The organism is Citrobacter sp. wls827 (genome assembly GCF_005280875.1).
Taxonomy (GTDB): Bacteria; Pseudomonadota; Gammaproteobacteria; order Enterobacterales; family Enterobacteriaceae; genus Citrobacter; species Citrobacter youngae.
In genome coordinates this window covers 170,552-191,717 of sequence record NZ_SZWR01000001.1, presented here as the reverse complement: position 1 = coordinate 191,717, position 21,166 = coordinate 170,552, and the positions used below count along the sequence as shown (strand labels likewise).

The following is a 21,166-nucleotide window of genomic DNA, read 5'->3' as shown; positions in this document are numbered from 1 at the left end:
GGCGGGGGAGATTCCTCCGCCGCTTTTTTTTGCAGCAAATACCCTCATATATCCTGTTGAAACACCTTTTTTGTGCAACTAATAGTTGTCTCCTGACGTCGCTTATAAGATCATGTTCCGTTATACGTTGTTTACGCTTTGAGGAATCCACGATGAGTGAGGCTGAAGCCCGCCCGAGTAACTTTATTCGTCAGATCATCGATGAAGATCTGGCCAGTGGTAAGCACACCACTATCCATACACGTTTTCCGCCGGAGCCAAATGGCTATCTGCACATTGGCCACGCGAAATCCATTTGTCTGAACTTTGGCATTGCGCAAGATTACCAGGGCCAGTGCAACCTGCGTTTTGATGATACGAACCCGGTTAAAGAAGATATCGAGTACGTTGAATCGATTAAAAACGACGTTGAATGGTTAGGTTTCCACTGGACTGGCGACATTCGCTACTCTTCGGATTACTTCGATCAGCTTCACGCCTATGCGGTAGAGCTTATTAATAAAGGCCTGGCGTACGTTGACGAACTGTCAGCGGAAGAAATTCGCGAATACCGTGGCACGTTGACTCAGCCGGGCAAAAACAGCCCGTACCGCGATCGTAGCGTTGAAGAAAACCTCGCGCTGTTTGAAAAAATGCGTACCGGTGGTTTTGAAGAAGGTAAAGCCTGCCTGCGTGCGAAAATCGATATGGCTTCGCCGTTTATCGTGATGCGCGATCCGGTGCTGTACCGTATTAAGTTCGCTGAACACCACCAGACCGGCAATAAGTGGTGCATCTACCCGATGTACGACTTTACCCACTGCATCAGCGATGCGCTGGAAGGCATCACGCATTCACTGTGTACGCTGGAGTTCCAGGATAACCGTCGTCTGTACGACTGGGTGCTGGACAACATCACCATTCCGGTTCATCCGCGTCAGTACGAATTCTCGCGCCTGAATCTGGAATACACCGTGATGTCCAAGCGCAAGCTGAACCTGCTTGTGACCGACAAGCACGTTGAAGGCTGGGACGATCCGCGTATGCCGACGATCTCTGGCCTGCGTCGTCGCGGTTACACCGCTGCCGCGATCCGTGAGTTCTGCAAACGCATTGGCGTGACCAAGCAGGACAACACTATTGAGATCGCTTCTCTGGAATCCTGTATCCGCGAAGATCTGAACGAAAACGCCCCGCGCGCGATGGCGGTTATCGATCCGGTGAAACTGGTTATCGAAAACTACCCGCAGGGCGAAAGCGAACTGGTCACCATGCCTAACCATCCGAGCAAGCCGGAAATGGGCAGCCGTGAAGTGCCGTTCAGCGGTGAAATCTGGATCGACAGGGCCGATTTCCGCGAAGAAGCGAACAAGCAGTACAAGCGTCTGGTGATGGGTAAAGAAGTCCGTCTGCGTAATGCTTACGTGATCAAAGCTGAGCGTGTCGAGAAAGATGCAGAAGGGAAGATCACCACCATTTTCTGCACCTACGATGCTGACACCCTGAGCAAAGATCCGGCCGATGGTCGTAAAGTTAAAGGCGTTATTCACTGGGTGAGCGCGTCCCATGCGCTACCGATTGAAATCCGTCTTTACGACCGTCTGTTTAGCGTGCCAAACCCGGGGGCAGCGGAAGACTTCCTGTCCGTTATTAACCCGGAATCGCTGGTTATTAAGCAGGGTTACGGTGAGCCTTCGCTACAGGCCGCTGTTGCTGGTAAAGCGTTCCAGTTCGAGCGTGAAGGGTATTTCTGCCTCGACAGCCGCTACGCAACAGCTGACAAATTGGTGTTTAACCGCACCGTGGGTCTGCGCGATACATGGGCTAAAGTAGGCGAATAAACCGTCGTTACGCATCATCTTTTCAAACGCCGCACTCTGCGGCGTTTTTTTTTCGCCTGAAAATGGTTAGCAGACTCTATTTGCGCAGCGAAATAATTGTTATTCAGGAATGGTTTTTGCCGTTTATATTTTTCTAACAAAAACCTTGTTTTATCAGCCACTCTGGACTGAAACCGATTTCATCTTTATGGAAAACAAGCCTTTTTTCAATTTTTCAACGCTTTTTTAACTCCCAATGAAAATGTAACAGAAAGCAATGAAATATGTGCGGTTGCTCATGTTCTTACATACTGGTTACAAAAAGAGATTGATAATTCGCGTCGCGAAAAATAGTCTATTCATTGTAGTCAATGAGGTTTTCTCAGCGCTACTTTTTTAATTTTTGCTTTTTCGCTGTCCGCTTTTATCGGCAGCATTTTTATGTCAAAGAGGATTAACATATGCGTACGTTTAGTGGCAAACGTAGTACGCTGGCGCTGGCTATCGCCGGTATCACAGCAATGTCGGGTTTTGTTGTCGCTCCCCAGGTTCACGCCGAAGGTTTTATTGATGACTCTACCTTAACTGGCGGCATCTATTACTGGCAGCGTGAACGTGACCGTAAAGATGTGACCGACCACGACAAATACAAAACCAACCTTTCTCACTCCACCTGGAACGCTAACCTCGACTTCCAGTCCGGTTATGCGGCCGATATGTTTGGTATTGATATCGCAGCATTCACTGCTATTGAAATGAACGAAAGTAGCGAAAGCGGCCATCCAAACGAAATCGCATTCTCTTCAAAAAATAAAGGCTATGACGAAGATTACTCAGGCGATAAGAGCGGGATTAGCCTATATAAAGCGGCAGCCAAATTCAAATTTGGCCCAACCTGGGCGCGCGCTGGTTATATTCAGCCAACCGGGCAAACTCTGCTGGCACCACACTGGAGCTTTATGCCTGGTACCTATCAGGGTGCTGAAGCCGGTGCCAACTTCGATTATGGCGATGCGGGTGCGCTGAGCTTCTCCTATATGTGGGCCAACGAATATAAAGCACCGTGGCATACCGAAGTCGATAAATTCTATCAGGCCGATAAAAAGACCAAAGTTGATTACCTCCATTCAATCGGCGCAAAGTATGACTTCAAAAATAACCTGCTGTTGGAAGCAGCATTCGGTCAGTCTGAAGGCTACGTCGATCAGTATTTCGCCAAAGCCAGCTACAAATTTGATTTAGGCGGTAACCCGTTTACCACCAGCTACCAGTTCTACGGTGCCCGCGATAAGGTTGATGACCGCACAGTTAACGACATTTATGATGGCACGGCCTGGCTGCAGGCACTGACCTTCGGCTACAAAGTGGCAGAAGTCGTTGATCTGCGACTGGAAGGGACCTGGGTTAAAGCTGACGGGCAGCAGGGCTACTTCCTGCAGCGTATGACCCCGACCTATGCGTCTTCAAACGGTCGTCTGGACGTTTGGTGGGATAACCGCTCTGACTTCAACGCCAACGGTGAAAAGGCCGTGTTCTTCGGCGCGATGTATGACCTGAAAAACTGGAACCTGCCTGGCTGGGCTGTGGGTGCATCATACGTTTACGCGTGGGATGCTAAACCGGCTACCTGGCAGCTCAACCCGGATGCGTACTACGACAAAAATCGTACTATTGAAGAGTCGTCTTACAGCCTGGATGCGGTCTATACCCTGCAGGATGGCCGTGCGAAGGGCACTATGTTTAAACTGCACTTCACCCAGTACGACAACCATTCAGATATTCCGAGCTGGGGCGGTGGTTACGGTAACATCTTCCAGGATGAGCGTGACGTGAAATTCATCGTTATTGCTCCGTTCACCATCTTCTAATGCCGACAGAGGCAGGCCGCAAGCCTGCCGTTTTGTTGAGGAATGTGTTATGAAAAAGCTGATACTCATCGCCGTCATGGCATCAGGGCTGGTTGCCTGCGCGCAATCACCCGCGCCGAAAGAAGATAGCCGTCTTAAGGAAGCCTATAGCGCGTGTATCAATACCGCGCAGGGTTCGCCGGAGAAAATCGAAGCCTGCCAAAGTGTGTTGAATGTGCTGAAGAAAGAAAAACAGCACCAGCAGTTTGCGAATGAAGAAAGCGTGCGCGTACTGGATTACCAGCAGTGTATCCAGGCAACGCGTACGGGTAACGATCAATCCGTTAAGGCCGATTGTGATAAGGTCTGGCAGGAAATTCGCAGTAATAATACGGCGAAATAAAACGTGGTATGAACAAGAACGGGCGGAGAGATTTCTTCGCCCGTTTGCATTTTAGCGTCGTTTCTCAATTGCCCACTTGAGTAATGCCGCACAACGGTAAAATCCGTGGGCAAATTTTCCGTATGGGATGGTCAGAAATAGCGCCATCACGACACCAAGATGAATAGCAAGCAAAATAGCCATCCCTGAGGTATCTCTGCCTGCCAACAACGCTAAGCCCGTCAGACTCGTCAGTAGCAGCAACAGGATAAAACCGCGATCCATCGGTTTTTGCCGTGCGTCGCCATGTAGCGGTGAGCGCTTAAGGTTCAGCCATAACAAACCCGCTGGGCCGACAACCAGGCCAATGCCGCCTAATGTGCCCAGCATGACCGGAACGCTGAGGAACGGATAGGGCGCTTCTATGTCGGCAAAGTAGTGATAGCCCGTTGCCACCACGGTGGCGGCAAAGCAGAGCAGAAAACCGTAGAAGGTGAAGTGATGGAAACGGCGGCGCATCAGGGTGAAGGCATCATCTGCTTCGTTACACCCTTTGCCGTGCCCGCCATCGAGATATTTCAGCGTCAGCGCATTATGAGAGGCTTCAGCAATGTCAGAGGAACGCGGCATCCCCGGAGAAATCTCCCGCCAGAAGCGGATAACGCCCGCCATCAGCAGACCCATCGCCAGAATAAAGACTGAACCAAACATCCATGCCAGCAGGTTATGCGGGAAAATTTGGTAGAAATCTCCGGCCAGCGGGGGATGGAGTAACGTGCCTGTTAAACCTATAGCGAGGAGTAAAAACAGGATCAGACCGAAAACCAGCGACAGCGTCACGGTGACGCCTGCGCGACGATAAAGCGCGCCAAAGGCGGCGGGTTGCGCGTAGTGCTGATAGGTTTCCAGCCTTACTTCTGCCATTGCTTTCGGTACATTGATAGCAAATTCATGGGGCGGTGCGTATTGACACGCGTGCAGGCAGGCGCCGCAGTTATGGCACAAGTTGGCCAGATAGTTGATATCCGCTTTACCGAATTCCAGACGCTGAGTCATCGCCGGGAACACGGCGCAAAAACCCTCGCAATAGCGGCAGGCATTGCAGACTTGCATAACTCGTTCAACTTCAGCTTCCGGCTCGGTAAGCATTTTCGCTTCGATAATTAATTTCTCAAGCGGTTTCATGATGTGCCTCCTCACGTGCTGCCAGAGCGGCTTCTTTTCCGGCAATACGGCCAAAGGTGGTCCCAATCGACATGCCTACACCTGCGGTGTAGCCTTTTCCCAGCACGTTGCCCGCCATCATCTCCCCGGCGACGAACAGATTGCGACTTGGACGCCCGGCAAAATGCACTGCGGCGTGTTCATTCACCTTTAACCCCAGGTAGGTGAAGGTGATCCCCGGACGTAAGGCATAGCCATAGTAGGGTGGCGTATCCAGTGGTCGCGCCCAATGTGTTTTTGCCGGTGTCAGATTTTGTGTTGCACAGTTATCCAGAGTGGTGTGGTCAAAGTGGCCTGGCAGGCAGGCGCTGTTGTACTGCATGACAGTATGGGTAAAGCGCTCAGTATCCAGTCCTAACTGACGTGCCAGCTCTGCTAACGTAGTGGCCTGTGCGCCAGGAAAAACCGGGGGCATGAAGTGACCGATGGCTTTACTGTCGATAATGGAGTAACCAATTTGCCCGGGCTGGTGGGCGACCAGACGTCCCCAGATGGCATAACGTTTGGGCCAGAAATCCTCGCCTTCATCATAAAATCGTTCTGCATCGCGGTTCACTACGATGCCAAGCGAAACACAGTCCACGCGGGTGCAAATCCCGCCGTCATATAAGGGGGCCCGGGCATCAATCGCCACGCAGTGTGACTGGGAGGGGGCGCCGATGATGTCCGCGCCGGCATCGATCATAAATTTGAGCAGTACGCCCTGATTAAAGCGCGTGCCGCGAATGAGGAAGTTATCCGCAGGCCATTCACCGCGGGCGTTCTCACCCCAGGCTTCTCGCAGCCATTCGCGGTTAGATTCAAACCCGCCAGCGGCAAGCACGCAGGTCTTTGCCGGAATGCGCTCTGCACCAGCCAGCGCCGCCACGAACTCGCCGTTGTGCAGTTCAAGCGCCTGCACCGGGGTGTTATAGCGGATTTGTACGCCTAACTTTTCTGCGCTGCGATAATAGGCATTCACCAGGGCTTTCCCGCCGCCCATAAAAAAGGCATTGGTTCGCGCCACGTGTAGAGCGCCAGAGAGTGGAGGTTGAAAATTGACGCCGTGCTGGCGCATCCAGTCGCGACACTGTGATGAGGTACGGATCACCAGACGTGCCAGGGCTTCGTTGGTATTTCCTTCCGTTACGCGCTGCAGATCTTGCCAATACTCCTCTTCTGGATAGCTCTCCACCAGTACATCCTGTGGCGCATCATGCATACAGCGTAAATTACGCGTGTGTTGGGAGTTTCCTCCGCGCCATTCACGCGGGGCTGCCTCAAGCAACAGTACCGAAGCGCCTTGCTCCCGGGCGGTTAAGGCGGCACATAGTGCAGCATTGCCGCCGCCAATCACCAGAACATCAACCATCGCATACTCCATTACCACTTAACCAATTGTTAAGTTTGTAATTAAAATGTATACGAGTAAGTTGTGTGGACGCTATGACGTGATGCTAAACAGCCCTTTAATTATTGTAAAGGATCGCACCTGGCCAGTGTCCAGATTCCACCAGTTGATGCATCACTTTGGCTAGTACCACACGGGCAGCGAGACCTGCTGGGGTGAGTTCATCGTCAGAAAGGCTGACCAAAAAGTTGGGGCGGCTAAGTATGGGATTATGGATGCCAATCACTCTTAATGTCTCTTTATCGAGATGGGAAATTGCCGCACCGGGCTGAAGTGTTGCACCGATTCCGCTGCGAACGGCGTGCATCAGTAGCGTCAGGCCGTCAATTTCTGTCGCGATCTCAATGTTCAGCGCATGCTCCTGGCTGATAGCATCCAGTCTGCCGCGCAGACCATGTCCTGGGCTTGGCATTATCAATGGAATACGTGCCAATTGGGCTGGAGCAATATTGTCATCGGTAATATCAGCCAGTAGGGCATGAGTACCAATTAAAAATAGCCGTTCTTCGAGAATCGGTCTGGCGCTCCAGCGCAGGATCTTTTCTTTTTGAAATACCACCGCCAGATCAATCTGGCGGGTATTAATCATTCGTTCCAGGTTACCAGAGAGGCTTTCCACCACATGCAGGCGGACATCACTATAGCTTTCCCGCATGGCGTTGATGAAAGGCATCCCAAGAACGGAAGCAGTACTGGGGGCCATGCCGACGCTGACGTGCCCGGAAAGTCTGGCCTCCCGTGCGGCGAGGATCGCATCGTCTGCGTGACGGAGCGCCAGCTGTGCCTGGGCGTAAAATGCCAGTCCAGCGCTGGTGGGCGTCACGCCACGCGAGGTACGTTGCAGCAGACGTATGGCGAGTTCGTTTTCCAGGCGGGTCATTTGCTGGCTGAGCGCCGAAACACCGATACTGAGGTCGAGCGCCGCGCTACCCATGCTGCCGGTTTCTACAATGCGCACAAAATAACGTAGCTGGCGAAGTTCCATTTCGACTCTCCGGAAGGGACAATTGATTTTTACATTAAAGCAACACAAGAGTGGAGGGAAGGGGAAACACGCTGATAACGCGCATAAAAAAAGCCAACCGGATGGTTGGCTTTTCAGAGAGCATTACATTACTTGCCGTCGTGCGCGTGCTCATCTTCGCGGCAATCGCCTTCAGCGCAGTGACCGTACAGATAGAGGCTATGGTTAGTTAAACGAATGCCATGTTTAGCCGCAATCTCACGTTGACGCGCTTCGATGGAGTCATCGCTGAACTCGACCACTTTGCCGCAGTCAAGGCAAATCAGGTGATCGTGATGATGCTGTTGAGTCAGTTCGAAGACGGATTTACCACCTTCAAAATTATGGCGGGTCACGATACCGGCATCATCAAACTGGTTCAGCACGCGATACACGGTCGCCAGACCAATTTCTTCACCCATGTCGATCAGGCGTTTGTATAAGTCTTCCGCACTGACGTGATGGTTATCCGGTTCCTGAAGAACTTCCAGAATCTTTAAACGAGGAAGCGTTACTTTCAGGCCAGCCTTCTTTAATGCGGTATTGTTGTCAGTCATGCGGAATCTGTCCTGTAGCTAAACGGTTCACTTCATTAACAGAAGTGACAGAAATTGCACTTGAGATAATGCGTATCATTATAGAACTGCCATGCCTAAATGAAAACTGCAAGTCTCTGGCAAATATTGTTAATCAAAACGTGGTATCACCAACAAACACACTGTGCAATACCCGATTGGCATCCAGCCATTGTACAGGGTCAGGCGAAAAAGTTACAAATTTGTAGCAATTATTTTGATTGGTTCTATCTATTGATGCGGCGCAGATGAATATCTACGCCGCACGAAATCAGGCATTGATGATTTCGTCGAGGTGCAGCTCTTCAGAGATCTGCTTAACCCATTTTTCTACGCGTTCAGCGGTCAGTTCCGGCTGGCGATCTTCATCGATAGCCAGACCGACAAAGTGGTCGTCATCTGCCAGACCTTTAGACGCTTCAAAATGGTAACCCGCCGTTGGCCAGTGGCCGACGATGGTGGCGCCGCGCGGCTCAATGATGTCACGGATGGTGCCTAACGCATCACAGAAATATTCTGCGTAATCTTCCTGGTCGCCACAGCCGAACAATGCCACCAGTTTACCGTTAAAATCAATGTCTTCGAGAGTAGGGAAGAAGTCGTCCCAGTCGCACTGCGCTTCACCGTAGTACCAGGTTGGGATGCCGAGCAGCAGAATGTCATACCCTTCCAGGTCTTCTTTGCTGCTTTTTGCAATGTCATGTACATCGGCAACGTCTTTACCAAGCTGTTTTTGAATCATTTTTGCGATATTTTCGGTATTACCGGTGTCGCTGCCGAAAAAGATGCCAGTGATTGCCATGAGTAAAATAACCTCTTGAAACTTATTGAAATGGTGGTGGCGCATTGCCCACGGATAAGGGCAATCATAGCAGAACAGTCAGGCATGCGGAAACAGCAAACACGCAGGACTGCACTCTGTGCTACACGATTTATGATTTAGAGCAGAAATTCAGACTAAGCCTGACCGCGCAATGCGGTGAGTTGGTTCATCAGCATCTCTTCGATGAGTTCACTGCGACTCATGTTGCGTGCCTCGGCCAGCTCGTTCAGAGCGTCAACGGCATCGGCGTTCAGTTTCAGTTCGACACGCTTAAGCCCGCGAACTTTGTCGCGTTTAAGCTGATTACGTTTGTTAATACGTAACTGTTCATCACGCGAGAGCGGATTAGTTTTGGGTCGTCCCGGGCGACGCTCCTGCGCGAACAGATCTAATGTCGTACGGTCCGTTTGTTCTTTGGCCATGATCTTGGTGACTTCGGGGAAACAATCAGCCAGGCGTCCGCCCGGATGGATAGCGCGCCATAATACATCAGCAGGGGAGGCGCGCCAACGCCCACGCGCGTAATCACGCGCGGACGCTGAGTTTTTAATCAGTTAACCTGCTCGCTCAGATAACGACGGATGGCGCGCAGCACCGCATCGGGTTTTTCCGCATGTACCCAATGGCCTGCGCCGGCAATAACGTGTGCGCGGGCCTGCGGGAATTGCGCCAGCAGCTGTTCGCGATACGCTTCGGTCACATAAGGTGAATTACCGCCGGGGATAAACAGCGCCGGGTGTTCCCACGCCGGAATGGTCTCCCAACCGACGATATGAGGATATTGATCCCACAATACGGGAACGTTAAAGCGCCACTCGCCGTCAACAAAGGATTTCAGCAGAAACTGGATAACACCTTCCTCTTGCAGGTGCTGACGCATAACGCTCGCCGCCTGCTGGCGTGAGGACGCTTGTGCATCGGTTACGGCATTGATTGCCGCAAAAATCTCATCGTGGCGGCGAACATGGTAGTCAACGGGAGCAATGTCGATGGCGACCAGCCGTTCGACACGTTCAGGAGCCAGCGCAGTCAGCGCCATAACGGCTTTACCGCCCATCGAGTGGCCAATAAAGATCGCTTTTTCAATCTGCCTGGCGTCCAGCGTATCCAGCAGATCTTGCGCCATGGCCGGATAATTCATCTCAGGTGAACGAGGGGAGAGACCATGATTTCGCATATCAACCTGGATGATGTCGTGATCGGCCACGAGATCGCGTGCCAGGATCCCGAGGTTATCCAGACTGCCAAACAGGCCGTGAACCAGGACGATGGGAGAATTATTGTGCGGGTTTTGCGCAGATTGCGCTCGGATATTCAATTTCATGGCAAAGTTCTTTTTTTCACACTGACGGGTTAGGGTATCATGTTGACCATTCTGCCACATGGCTGCAACAACTACGGTTACTCCGAGTTTTGCTGGTCACCAGGCTTGACGCTATCCGCTGTTAGGATTTGCCTCTACACTACAGCGTGTAAAGTCCTGACAACTTGTATTCAGCCAAACATTGCACTGGATTAAGATGAAAACGATTGAAGTTGATGATGAACTCTATAGCTATATTGCCAGCCACACCAAGCATATTGGCGAGAGCGCATCCGACATTTTACGGCGTATGTTGAAGTTTTCCGCCGCATCACAGCCTGTCACTCCGGTAGTAAAAGAAGTCCGCGCGGTACAACCTGTCGTGGAAGCCAAGCCGGTCAACCCTACGAAAGACAAAGTGCGCGCCATGCGTGAACTGCTGCTTTCCGATGAATATGCGGAACAGAAAAAAGCAGTGAATCGCTTTATGCTGGTGCTGTCTACACTTTACTCACTGGATAACAACGCGTTCGCCGAAGCAACGGAATCGTTGCACGGACGTACGCGCGTTTATTTTGCAGCGGATGAACAGACGTTGCTGAAAAATGGTAATCAAACCAAACCGAAACACGTGCCAGGCACGCCATATTGGGTGATCACCAATACCAATACCGGCCGTAAATGCAGCATGGTTGAACACATCATGCAGTCAATGCAATTCCCCGCGGAGTTGATTGAAAAGGTTTGCGGAACAATTTAATCCTTGCATTAGAAGGACCAGGCAATGGCAATCCACAACCGTGCAGGTCAACCTGCGCAACAGAGTGATTTGATTAACGTCGCCCAACTGACGGCACAGTACTATGTACTGAAACCAACAGCAGGGAACGCTGAGCACGCCGTTAAGTTCGGTACGTCCGGACATCGCGGTAGTGCGGGTCGTCATAGTTTTAATGAGCCGCATATTCTGGCTATCGCTCAGGCGATTGCCGAAGAACGTGCGAAAAACGGGATTACAGGCCCGTGCTATGTGGGCAAGGATACCCACGCGTTGTCTGAACCGGCTTTCATCTCTGTGCTGGAAGTGCTGGCAGCGAACGGTGTTGATGTCATTGTGCAGGAAAACAACGGCTTTACGCCCACCCCTGCCGTGTCGAATGCTATCCTGGTCCACAATAAAAAAGGCGGTCCGCTGGCTGACGGCATTGTGATCACGCCGTCCCATAACCCACCAGAAGACGGCGGAATTAAATACAACCCGCCAAACGGTGGCCCGGCAGATACCAACGTCACCAAAGTCGTAGAAGACAGGGCTAATGCACTGTTGGCTGATGGTCTGAAAGGCGTGAAGCGTATTCCGCTGGATGCTGCGCTGGCGTCCGGTCATGTTAAAGAACAAGACCTGGTTCAACCCTTCGTGGAAGGGCTGGCAGATATCGTCGATATGGCGGCAATCCAGAAAGCGGGTCTGACGCTGGGCGTTGATCCACTGGGTGGTTCCGGTATCGAATACTGGAAACGTATCGCTCAGCACTACAACCTGAATCTGACCCTCGTTAACGATCAGGTCGACCAGACTTTCCGCTTTATGCATCTCGATAAAGACGGCGTCATTCGTATGGACTGTTCCTCCGAGTGCGCGATGGCCGGTCTGCTGGCGCTGCGTGACAAATTCGATTTGGCATTTGCCAATGACCCGGACTACGACCGTCACGGTATCGTCACCCCGGCAGGGCTGATGAATCCGAACCACTATCTGGCGGTAGCGATCAACTACCTGTTCCAGCATCGTCCGCAGTGGGGCAAAGACGTTGCCGTCGGTAAGACGCTGGTGTCATCGGCGATGATTGACCGTGTAGTGAATGAGTTAGGGCGTAAACTGGTCGAAGTGCCGGTTGGCTTTAAATGGTTTGTTGACGGTCTGTTTGACGGCAGCTTTGGCTTTGGTGGTGAAGAGAGCGCGGGGGCATCTTTCCTGCGTTTCGACGGTACACCGTGGTCAACCGACAAAGATGGCATCATCATGTGCCTGCTGGCAGCGGAAATTACGGCAGTGACAGGCAAGAACCCGCAAGAGCATTACAACGAACTGGCGGCGCGCTTTGGCGCACCGAGCTATAACCGAATTCAGGCTGGGGCCACCTCCGCGCAGAAAGCGGCGTTGTCTAAGCTGTCTCCGGAAATGGTGAGCGCCAGCACGCTGGCGGGCGACCCGATCACTGCGCGTCTGACGGCAGCGCCAGGCAACGGCGCATCGATTGGCGGCCTGAAGGTGATGACCGATAACGGCTGGTTTGCTGCGCGTCCTTCTGGTACCGAAGATGCTTACAAGATCTACTGCGAAAGCTTCCTCGGTGAGGAACACCGCAAGCAGATCGAGAAAGAAGCGGTCGAGATTGTCAGCGAAGTGTTGAAAAACGCATAAATCACCTGCCGGATAAGACGCTAGCGTCGTCATCCGGTATGAATGATGAAAAAGCCGGATAGCGTATCAGCTGATCCGGCTTTTTTATTCAGTGCATATTCACGGCATAAACCGATAGCCAATTCCGGTTTCGGTGAGAAAATGACGCGGGCGGGCCGGGTCCAGTTCCAGCTTCTGGCGCAGGTGTCCCATATAAATACGCAGATAGTGACTGTGTTCGACGGCGTTTGGTCCCCAAACCTGATTCAATAACTGACGTTGCGTCAGCACCTTCCCGGCGTTATTCAGCAATACCGCTAACAGGCGAAACTCAATCGGCGTCAAATGAATTTCTTCGTCACCCCGGTGTACGAGGCGGGCGGCGATATCCACTTTAACATTAGAAAAATGCACGACCGGTTCGGGAGACGTCCCGCTGGCGTGGCGACGCAATGCCACACGCAATCGCGCCTGCAGCTCGCCAATACCAAAAGGTTTGCTGAGATAGTCATCGGCTCCGGCATCCAGCGCGGCGATTTTATCGCTTTCCTCACTGCGGGCTGAAAGCACAATCACCGGGATCGCGCTCCATTGACGCAGGTCGCGAATAAAATCAATGCCGTCGCCATCCGGCAGGCCGAGATCGAGAATGATGAGATCGGGTTTTCGCGTGGCGGCTTCCAGCAGACCACGTTGCAGCGTTTCTGCTTCAAATACACGTAGCCCATCGGCCTCCAGCGCGGTGCGTAGAAAGCGGCGAATGGCCTGTTCATCTTCAACAATCAGTACGTTCGTCACATATCCTCATGAAAATCTTCAAGTTCAGGGGGAATTTCCTGGGGCAGTGTAACACGAAAACATGCTCCTCCCTGCGCGCGATTGTGGACAGAAATAGTCCCGCCATGCACGTCTACAATGGCCTGACAAATTGCCAGCCCCAGCCCAACGCCTGGCACCGATGACTCTTTATTTCCCCGAGAAAATTTGTCAAAAACGCGCTGTTCCATACCCGATGGAACACCCGGCCCATTATCCCAGACGTCCAGTTGCAGGTGTTCGCCATCAACGCTGGCATCAATACCGATCTGCGCCTGTGGGCCCGCGTATTTGACGGCATTTTCCAGCAGATTAATCAGCACCCGTTCAAAGAGCGGGCCATCGACGTGAATCAATGTCAACGGTTCTGGTAACGACAGATTTATCGGGGCAGAGAGACCTGGCTCCAGCATCTGCAGGGCGCTGCCGACCACCTCTTCCAGCGTTAACCACTCCTTCTTAAGATTAAAGCCGCCAGACTGAATTCGCGCCATATCCAGCAGGTTATTCACCAGTCGGGTCGTGTTCAGGACGTGCTGGCGAATTTCGCTGGCCTGACGTGCGTGCGGCGATCCTTCGCTTGCCAGATCCAGCGTTAAGATTTCTGCCTGGCCGAACAACACCGTCAATGGCGTGCGCAAATCGTGGGACAGAGCAGCGAGCAGGGCGTTGCGAATACTTTCGCGCTCGCTGGCAAATCGGGCCTGCTCTTCGCTGGCGGTTAGCGTCAGGCGTTCCAGCGCACTGGCGACCAGTAAAGTGAAGGTTTCCAGCAGGCGTTGCTGTTCGGGGATCATCAACTGGCGTAAATTTCCTGGTTCCACGACCAGCAGCCCATGCGTTTTGTCGGCGCTTTTTAACGGTAAAATTTGATACGGCACGCCGGGTAAGGTGTCAGTGCCTGCGCCGGCGGGTTGCCCTTTATCAAAGCTCCATTGGGCAATAGCGTCATCCCAAGGCGTCATGCCCTGTTGATGGGTGAGAGGGGCCAGCTTACCGTTCTCGCCGGGCAGTAAAACCTGGCTGCGGGCCTGAAACGTTGAAGCGATAAACTGTTCGCTGGTGGCGGCGATATCCTGTTGGCTGCGCCCTACAGCCAGTGCTTTCGACATCTCATACAAATGACGCGTACGCTGTTCACGATAACGTGCAACCCGGGCCTGATAACGCACCCCGGCGGTCAGATTACCAATAACCAGACCTACCGTTAGCATGACGGCAAAGGTAAGCAGGTACTGGACGTCGGAAACGGCAAGCGTGCCGCGTGGCGCAATAAAGAAGAGATCAAAGCTGGCGACGTTGATAAACGTCGCCACCACCGACGGCCAGCGCCCGTAGAACAGGGCGATCACCACCACGCCCAGTAGATAGAGCATCACCAGGTTGGCTGCGTCAAATGCAACCAACCACTGCATGGCAATCAATGTAGTAACAGCACACAATGCAGCAGCGACCACACAACCCTGGATTTGTACCCGCCATTTATCCTTAAAGGTGCGGTTATCTGCGGTTTGCAGCACAGGGCGTGCAGGGGGCTCATCGAGGGCTACAATCATCAGATCGAGATCCGGTGCGCGATGGGCCAGCTTGTCAGCAAAGGAGTCGCTGCGCCACCAGCGACGCGTAGTTGGACGCCCGAGGACAATTTTCCCCAGATTATGCTCACGGGCATAGCGGATCACCGCTTTATCTTCGGCAGGGTCGGAGAGAGTGGCCGTTTCAGCCCCCAGTTCCTGTGCCAGTCGCAGCGCGCTTAAGATTGCCCGCCGCCGTTTTTCGGGTAGCCGGTGTAGCGCAGGTGTTTCAACATATACCGCATGCCAGACGCTACCCAGACGCGCCGCCAGGCGTGCAGCCGCTCGCACCAGTTTCTCGCTGCCGGTGTTGTGTCCAATACACAGTAAAATGGCATCGCGGGTATGCCAGACTTTTTCTTCTCCCGGACGCCCCCGCCAGGCACGCATCTGATCGTCCACCCGATCGGCGGTGCGTCGCAGCGCCAGTTCGCGCAGCGCTATCAAATTACCTTTGCGGAAGAAATGCTCGATTGCACGCTCTGCCTGACCGGCAATATAGACCTTGCCTTCGTTCAGGCGCTGACGCAAATCGTCGGGGGGGAGATCGACCAGTACCACGTCGTCAGCGGCATCGAAAAACGGGTCAGGAACGGTTTCGCGCACCTGAATGCCGGTGACGCCGCTGACCACATCATTGAGGCTTTCCAGATGCTGCACGTTGACGGTAGTAAAAACGTCAATACCGGCTTCCAGCAGCTCTTCAATGTCTTGCCAGCGGCGGGGGTGGCGTGAGCCTGGCGCATTGCTGTGCGCCAGTTCGTCCATCAAAATCAGCGCCGGGCGGCGGGCGAGGGCGGCATCAAGATCGAACTCGCTGATATGCCGCCCACGGTGTGCCTGACGTTTCAACGGCAGCACGGTGAGACCGTCAAGCAGTGCGGCGGTCTCCTTGCGCCCGTGGGTTTCCACCACGCCAATCAGCACATCCAACCCCTGCGACCGCAGTCGCTGGGCCTCCGCCAGCATGGCCCAGGTTTTCCCCACGCCCGCACAGGCGCCGAAGAAAATTTTCAGTTTTCCCCGGTGCGGCGCGGTGGTCTGCTCCAGCAGGCGATCGGGGTTAGGACGTAGGGGTTCGCTATGCATGTCCTTTTTCTCAGTGCTTATCCAGCGCTAAATTAAGTTCTACCAGGTTAACTACCGGCTGGCCGATAAAACTGACCAACGGCTTTTGCGTGTATTGTGCAACCAGGCGCGTGACTTCTTCAACGCTGAGGTTGCGGGCTTGCGCCACGCGCGGGATTTGCCAGGCCACCGCAGCTGGCGTCAGGTTGTTATCCAGCCCGCTGGCGGAAGCTGTTACCAGTTCAACCGGAACGGCAGGATTTGCCTGCGGGTTGGCGGCACGCAGCGCGGCAATCCGGCTTTGCAGCTGTTTATCCAGTTCCGGGTTGCTGGCTGCCAGATTACTGCCGCCTGAAGCCATTGGATTATAGGGCATTTCCGCTGTGGCTGAGGGGCGTCCATGAAAATAACCCGCGGCGGTAAAATTTTGCCCGATCAGTGCAGAACCGCGAATTATCTGACCCTCACGCAGAAGCGACCCGTTAGCCTGGTGGGGGAACCACCACTGCCCCAGCGCGGTGGTCAGCAGCGGATAAACACCGCCGGTGATAAGCATCAGGAAAAGCAATGTTGATAATGCAGGACGTAATCCACTCATCTGAAACCTCACACCAGACCCAGCAGGGTCAGCAGTAAATCAATTACTTTGATACCGATAAACGGTACAACCAGGCCACCCAGACCATAGATCCACAAATTGCGGCGCAGCATCGCGGAAGCGGATAACGGCTTATAGCTCACGCCTTTCAGCGCCAGTGGGATCAGGAAGACGATGACCAGCGCATTGAAGATGACGGCGCTGAGGATCGCCGAATCCGGCGAATGCAGTCGCATGACGTTCAGTGCGTTAAGCTGCGGGTAAGTTGCGGCGAACGCAGCCGGGATGATGGCGAAATATTTCGCAACGTCGTTGGCGATACTAAAGGTGGTCAGCGACCCACGCGTCATCAGCATCTGTTTACCAATGTGCACCACTTCAATCAGTTTGGTGGGGTTGGAGTCGAGATCCACCATATTGCCCGCTTCTTTCGCTGCCTGGGTTCCGGAGTTCATGGCAACGGCAACATCGGCCTGCGCAAGGGCTGGAGCGTCGTTAGTTCCGTCTCCGGTCATCGCCACCAGACGACCTTCTGCCTGATACTGACGAATTAGCGCCAGCTTGGCTTCCGGTGTGGCTTCGGCTAAGAAGTCATCCACACCGGCCTCTGCGGCGATTGCTGCAGCAGTCAGGCGGTTATCGCCGGTGATCATCACTGTTTTGATGCCCATTTTGCGCAGTTGGGCAAACCGTTCTTTAATCCCACCTTTTACGATATCTTTCAGGGCAATCACACCCAGTACGTGGGAGCCTTCGGCCACCACCAGCGGCGTTGCGCCAAGGCGAGCAACGTTTTCGACCTTCTGCTCCACATCGGCAGGGAAGTGGCCACCGTTAGCTTCGACGTGACGACGAATGGCATCAACCGAGCCTTTGCGGATCATCCGGTTGTCGATGTTGATACCGCTCATCCGACTCTGAGCGGTAAACGGCACAAAGGTGGCATGGAGCGACTGTACGTCACGAATACGCAGGTTAAAGCGCTGTTTAGCCAGGACAACGATGCTGCGACCTTCCGGTGTTTCATCGGCCAGTGATGAAAGCTGCGCGGCATCGGCCAGCGTTTTTTCGTCCACGCCCTGGGCGGGCAGAAAATCAGAAGCCTGACGGTTACCCAGCGTGATGGTGCCGGTTTTATCCAACAGCAGTACGTCCACATCACCAGCCGCTTCTACCGCACGTCCGCTGGTGGCGATAACGTTCGCACCCAGCATGCGGCTCATCCCGGCGACGCCAATCGCGGAGAGCAGACCACCGATCGTGGTGGGGATCAGACAGACCAACAGGGCAACCAGCACCGTGATGCTGACCGCACTGCCGCCCCAGGCAGAGAACGGCCACAACGTGGCGGTTGCCAGCAGAAAGACGATAGTCAGGGCAATCAGCAGGATCGTCAGCGCGATTTCGTTGGGCGTTTTACGCCGCTGTGCGCCTTCAACCATGGCAATCATTCGGTCGAGGAATGTTTCTCCGGGGTTGACGCTACACGCGATCACCAGCCAGTCCGAGAGAATGCGTGTCCCGCCAGTGACGGAGGCAAAATCGCCGCCGGATTCACGGATTACAGGCGCGGACTCACCGGTAATGGCGCTTTCATCCACCGAGGCGCCGCCTTCGATAACTTCGCCGTCACACGGGATAATATCGCCAGCTTCCACCAGCACGATATCCCCTTTACGTAACTCTTCGGCTGGCACGTGATCCATTTGCGCACCATATTTCGGTTCACGAAGTTTGCGGGCAAAGGCGGTTTTTTTAACCCCTTTCAGGCTGTTGGCCTGCGCTTTACTACGCCCTTCAGCCAGCGCTTCCGCAAAGTTAGCGAACAGAACAGTCACCCATAGCCAGAGGCTTATCGCGCCGGTAAACCAAGGATTACCTGACATATGGCCTGTCGCCATCGCCACCGTTAACAGGGTGGTCAGCAGGCTGCCCAGCCAGACGATAAACATCACCGGGTTACGCCACTGAGTATGTGGACTTAATTTTTTCACGGCGTCCATCAGCGCTTGTGCGACCAGAGAAGGTTCGAACAGCGCCAGTTGCTTGCGACTCATAGTCATGTGCTCCGCATCACTCAACGTAAAGAGAGGTATTCTGCTACCGGGCCAAGCGCCAGCGCAGGAACAAAGGTGAGGGCGCCAACCAGCAACACGGTACCGATCAACAACCCAACAAACAGCGCACCGTGGGTAGGTAGCGTGCCGGGACTTGCTGGCTGGCTCTTTTTACCAACAAGTGAACCGGCAATCGCCATCACCGGGATAATGACGCCGAAGCGGCCGAAGAACATGCATAAGGCCAGCAGGCAGTTCCAGAACGGGCTGTTGGCGCTTAACCCGGCGAAGGCACTACCATTGTTGTTCGAGGCGGACGACACGGCATACAGCACTTCGCTAAAACCATGTGGCCCGGGATTGAGCATGGCGCTACGCCCGGCATCGCTCATCATGGCTATCGCTGTCCCAAGCAGAACCAGCGCGGGGGTAACCAGAATCGCCAGCGCGGTCATTTTCATTTCGCGGACATCGATTTTTTTACCCAGATACTCTGGTGTGCGGCCAATCATTAACCCGGCGATAAATACCGCCAGCAGCACGAACAGCAGCATGCCGTACAGACCTGAACCCACGCCGCCGAAGACCACTTCGCCAATCTGCATCAACCACATCGGTACCATGCCGCCCAGCGCAGTGAAGGAGTCGTGCATAGCAATGACTGCGCCACAGGATGCGGCTGTCGTGACGACTGCAAACAGACTACTGACCAGCACGCCAAAGCGGCTCTCTTTACCTTCCATGTTGATATTGCTGTCTGCGCCAAACGCCATCAGATGCGGGTTACCCTGCACTTCGGCCCACATTACAACCGCTACGCAAACAACAAAAATAAGCGACATAGCCCACAGCAGGGTGCGTCCCTGTCGGCGATCGCCCACGACGTCGCCGAAGGCGAAACACAGCGCCGTGGGAATTAAGAAGATTGCCAGCATCTGGACCAGGTTGGTCAGTGCGGTTGGGTTTTCAAAAGGATGTGAGGAATTGGCATTAAAAAAGCCGCCGCCGTTGGTACCGAGCATCTTAATGGCTTCTTGTGAGGCGACAGGTCCCATCGGTAGCAGTTGTTTTGTCCCTTCGAGCGTGGTGATCGCCTGATAAGGCAGCAGGTTTTGCAGCGCACCTTGTTGGATGAAAAACAGCGCGATGAGCAGAGAAATCGGCAGCAATATCCACAGCGTAATGCGGACCAGATCCACCCAGGCGTTGCCCAGCGTGTTCATACTCTGGCGCGTAAAGGCGCGAGCCAGGGCAAAGATCACCGCAATACCGGTCGCCGCAGACAGGAAATTCTGCACGGTCAGGCCGGCCATCTGGCTGAAGTAGCTTAAAGTGGTTTCACCCGCATAGGACTGCCAGTTGGTGTTGGTCACAAAACTAACAGCGGTATTGAGCGCGAGATCCCACGATAGCCCCGGTAACTGTTGTGGATTCAGCGGCAGCAGGTTTTGCGCCATTAACATCGCAAACAGTATCAGCAGGCCGAGGATATTAAGTGCGAGGATCGCCAGCAAATAGTGCAGCCAGGTCATTTCCTGCTGCGAAATACCCAGCCCACGCCACAGCACACGCTCAACGCCGGCAAGGCCGGGTAAGGATGTGTTGTTGATAAGACGCGCCAGCCCAAAGCCCAGCGGCCTGGCGAGAACAAACAGCACCAGCAGGAAACTGGCGATGAGTAAAAATCCTTGCGCTGCCATCAGAACGCCTCCGCATTAATCAAGGCATACACCAGATAACCCAGTAACAAAAAGACCAGCACAATGCCGGTTATCACGCCTGCACTCACAGTGCACCTCCAGTGGCATAAATGTGATAACCAGAGCGTAGGTTTTTGGTTGCAAAGATTTCGCAAAAATCTGCGGGCGGGGTGTAAAAAAAGTATAAAAATGGCAAAGACCATTATTTAACTAATGATTAGTATTAATTTAACCTTTATGTAACTTAATTACGAATTTACGTTAAACGGAGCATCAATAGATAAAAATAAGTGGTCGGATGAGTAGCAAAATTACACACAAGGCGGTATTATTTTCATCAGTTAACCAAGTTTATTTTCCGGTGCGATTCACCGAACAGATATATGGGAGAGGATTATGGACTTTTATAAAGAATATCCAGCACACATTGTTTTCTTGCGCCGTACCTTTGCCGTACTGGCTGGTGTTCTGGCGCTGCCGGTCATGCTGTTCTGGAAAGACCGTGCCCGTTTTTACAGCTACCTGCATCGCGTCTGGTCGAAAACCAGTGATAAGCCGGTGTGGATGGAGCAGGCTGAAAAAGCCACCTGCGATTTCTACTAA

General features: G+C 53.4%; 20 protein-coding genes. 6 read left to right on the top strand and 14 right to left on the bottom strand.

The features are described 5' to 3' along the window. Nucleotides 1-152 precede the first annotated feature (152 nt). The 3 genes from glnS (at nt 153) to chiQ (ending at nt 4,049) form a co-directional block, all read left to right on the top strand. Nucleotides 153-1,820: a glutamine--tRNA ligase gene (gene glnS, locus FDX03_RS00890; RefSeq protein WP_048212280.1), complete on the top strand. Its 1,668-nt coding sequence runs from the start codon at nt 153-155 to the stop codon at nt 1,818-1,820. 440 nt (nt 1,821-2,260) lie between these two features. Continuing rightward, on the top strand, nt 2,261-3,667 hold the full coding sequence (gene chiP, locus FDX03_RS00885; protein ID WP_048212279.1) for a chitoporin: 1,407 nt from the start codon (nt 2,261-2,263) through the stop codon (nt 3,665-3,667). Nucleotides 3,668-3,716: 49 nt separating this feature from the next. Continuing rightward, nucleotides 3,717-4,049 carry a ChiQ/YbfN family lipoprotein gene (gene chiQ / locus FDX03_RS00880; protein ID WP_005121405.1) on the top strand — a complete coding sequence of 111 codons (333 nt, stop codon included), beginning with the start codon at nt 3,717-3,719 and terminating at the stop codon, nt 4,047-4,049. A gap of 51 nt (nt 4,050-4,100) precedes the next feature. Here the strand turns inward: chiQ and tcuB are convergent, their stop codons facing one another. From tcuB to ybfF, 8 genes are all read right to left on the bottom strand, one after another. Beyond that, on the bottom strand, nt 4,101-5,213 hold the full coding sequence (gene tcuB / locus FDX03_RS00875) for a tricarballylate utilization 4Fe-4S protein TcuB (RefSeq protein WP_115643709.1): 1,113 nt from the start codon (nt 5,211-5,213) through the stop codon (nt 4,101-4,103). Then, nucleotides 5,200-6,603, bottom strand: a complete 1,404-nt coding sequence (tcuA, locus tag FDX03_RS00870) for an FAD-dependent tricarballylate dehydrogenase TcuA (protein ID WP_137345351.1) — start codon at nt 6,601-6,603, stop codon at nt 5,200-5,202. The genes tcuB and tcuA overlap by 14 nt, the downstream gene beginning before the upstream one ends. A 97-nt stretch (nt 6,604-6,700) precedes the next feature. Next, nucleotides 6,701-7,627: a tricarballylate utilization LysR family transcriptional regulator TcuR gene (tcuR, locus tag FDX03_RS00865; RefSeq protein WP_048212276.1), complete on the bottom strand. Its 927-nt coding sequence runs from the start codon at nt 7,625-7,627 to the stop codon at nt 6,701-6,703. 128 nt (nt 7,628-7,755) lie between these two features. Further along, nucleotides 7,756-8,202 (bottom strand): ferric iron uptake transcriptional regulator, encoded by a 447-nt coding sequence (gene fur / locus FDX03_RS00860; RefSeq protein ID WP_003022836.1) that lies wholly within the window; start codon nt 8,200-8,202, stop codon nt 7,756-7,758. Then, on the bottom strand, nt 8,195-8,281 hold the full coding sequence (locus FDX03_RS00855) for a ryhB-regulated fur leader peptide (RefSeq protein ID WP_100247215.1): 87 nt from the start codon (nt 8,279-8,281) through the stop codon (nt 8,195-8,197). Before FDX03_RS00855 ends, fur begins: the two co-directional genes overlap by 8 nt. A 210-nt stretch (nt 8,282-8,491) precedes the next feature. Then, nucleotides 8,492-9,022, bottom strand: a complete 531-nt coding sequence (fldA, locus tag FDX03_RS00850) for a flavodoxin FldA (RefSeq protein WP_003022839.1) — start codon at nt 9,020-9,022, stop codon at nt 8,492-8,494. A 155-nt stretch (nt 9,023-9,177) separates the two neighbouring features. Next, entirely contained in the window at nt 9,178-9,465 is a 288-nt protein-coding gene (gene ybfE / locus FDX03_RS00845) for a LexA regulated protein (protein ID WP_005121400.1), read from the bottom strand. Between the two features lie 128 nt (nt 9,466-9,593). Further along, nucleotides 9,594-10,367 (bottom strand): esterase, encoded by a 774-nt coding sequence (gene ybfF / locus FDX03_RS00840; RefSeq protein ID WP_061068807.1) that lies wholly within the window; start codon nt 10,365-10,367, stop codon nt 9,594-9,596. A gap of 196 nt (nt 10,368-10,563) precedes the next feature. Between ybfF and seqA the strand changes: the two genes are divergently transcribed. Then, the gene (seqA, locus tag FDX03_RS00835; RefSeq protein ID WP_061067527.1) at nt 10,564-11,106 is read left to right on the top strand and encodes a replication initiation negative regulator SeqA; all 543 of its coding nucleotides are present in this window, start codon (nt 10,564-10,566) and stop codon (nt 11,104-11,106) included. A gap of 24 nt (nt 11,107-11,130) precedes the next feature. Further along, nucleotides 11,131-12,771: a phosphoglucomutase (alpha-D-glucose-1,6-bisphosphate-dependent) gene (pgm, locus tag FDX03_RS00830; protein WP_137345350.1), complete on the top strand. Its 1,641-nt coding sequence runs from the start codon at nt 11,131-11,133 to the stop codon at nt 12,769-12,771. A 99-nt stretch (nt 12,772-12,870) separates the two neighbouring features. On the opposite strand, the gene kdpE is transcribed toward pgm, so the two are convergent. From kdpE to kdpF, 6 genes are read right to left on the bottom strand one after another with little or no spacing between them, the layout of a single operon-like run. Next, nucleotides 12,871-13,548, bottom strand: coding sequence for a two-component system response regulator KdpE (gene kdpE, locus FDX03_RS00825; protein ID WP_005121396.1), 678 nt, complete (start codon nt 13,546-13,548; stop codon nt 12,871-12,873). Then, complete coding sequence (gene kdpD / locus FDX03_RS00820; RefSeq protein WP_048212273.1) at nt 13,545-16,229, bottom strand: two-component system sensor histidine kinase KdpD; 2,685 nt, start codon at nt 16,227-16,229, stop codon at nt 13,545-13,547. The genes kdpE and kdpD overlap by 4 nt, the downstream gene beginning before the upstream one ends. Before the next feature lie 10 nt (nt 16,230-16,239). After that, nucleotides 16,240-16,806 (bottom strand): potassium-transporting ATPase subunit KdpC, encoded by a 567-nt coding sequence (kdpC, locus tag FDX03_RS00815; RefSeq protein WP_115600770.1) that lies wholly within the window; start codon nt 16,804-16,806, stop codon nt 16,240-16,242. 8 nt (nt 16,807-16,814) lie between these two features. After that, nucleotides 16,815-18,863: a potassium-transporting ATPase subunit KdpB gene (gene kdpB, locus FDX03_RS00810; protein ID WP_137345349.1), complete on the bottom strand. Its 2,049-nt coding sequence runs from the start codon at nt 18,861-18,863 to the stop codon at nt 16,815-16,817. A gap of 20 nt (nt 18,864-18,883) precedes the next feature. Continuing rightward, nucleotides 18,884-20,563: a potassium-transporting ATPase subunit KdpA gene (gene kdpA / locus FDX03_RS00805; protein WP_048212270.1), complete on the bottom strand. Its 1,680-nt coding sequence runs from the start codon at nt 20,561-20,563 to the stop codon at nt 18,884-18,886. Beyond that, a complete protein-coding gene (gene kdpF, locus FDX03_RS00800; RefSeq protein WP_001670793.1) occupies nt 20,563-20,652 on the bottom strand; it encodes a K(+)-transporting ATPase subunit F in 90 nt (29 codons plus the stop codon). Before kdpF ends, kdpA begins: the two co-directional genes overlap by 1 nt. 307 nt (nt 20,653-20,959) lie before the next feature. On the opposite strand from kdpF, the gene FDX03_RS00795 reads away from it, so the two are divergent. Further along, a complete protein-coding gene (locus tag FDX03_RS00795; RefSeq protein ID WP_005122569.1) occupies nt 20,960-21,166 on the top strand; it encodes a YbfA family protein in 207 nt (68 codons plus the stop codon).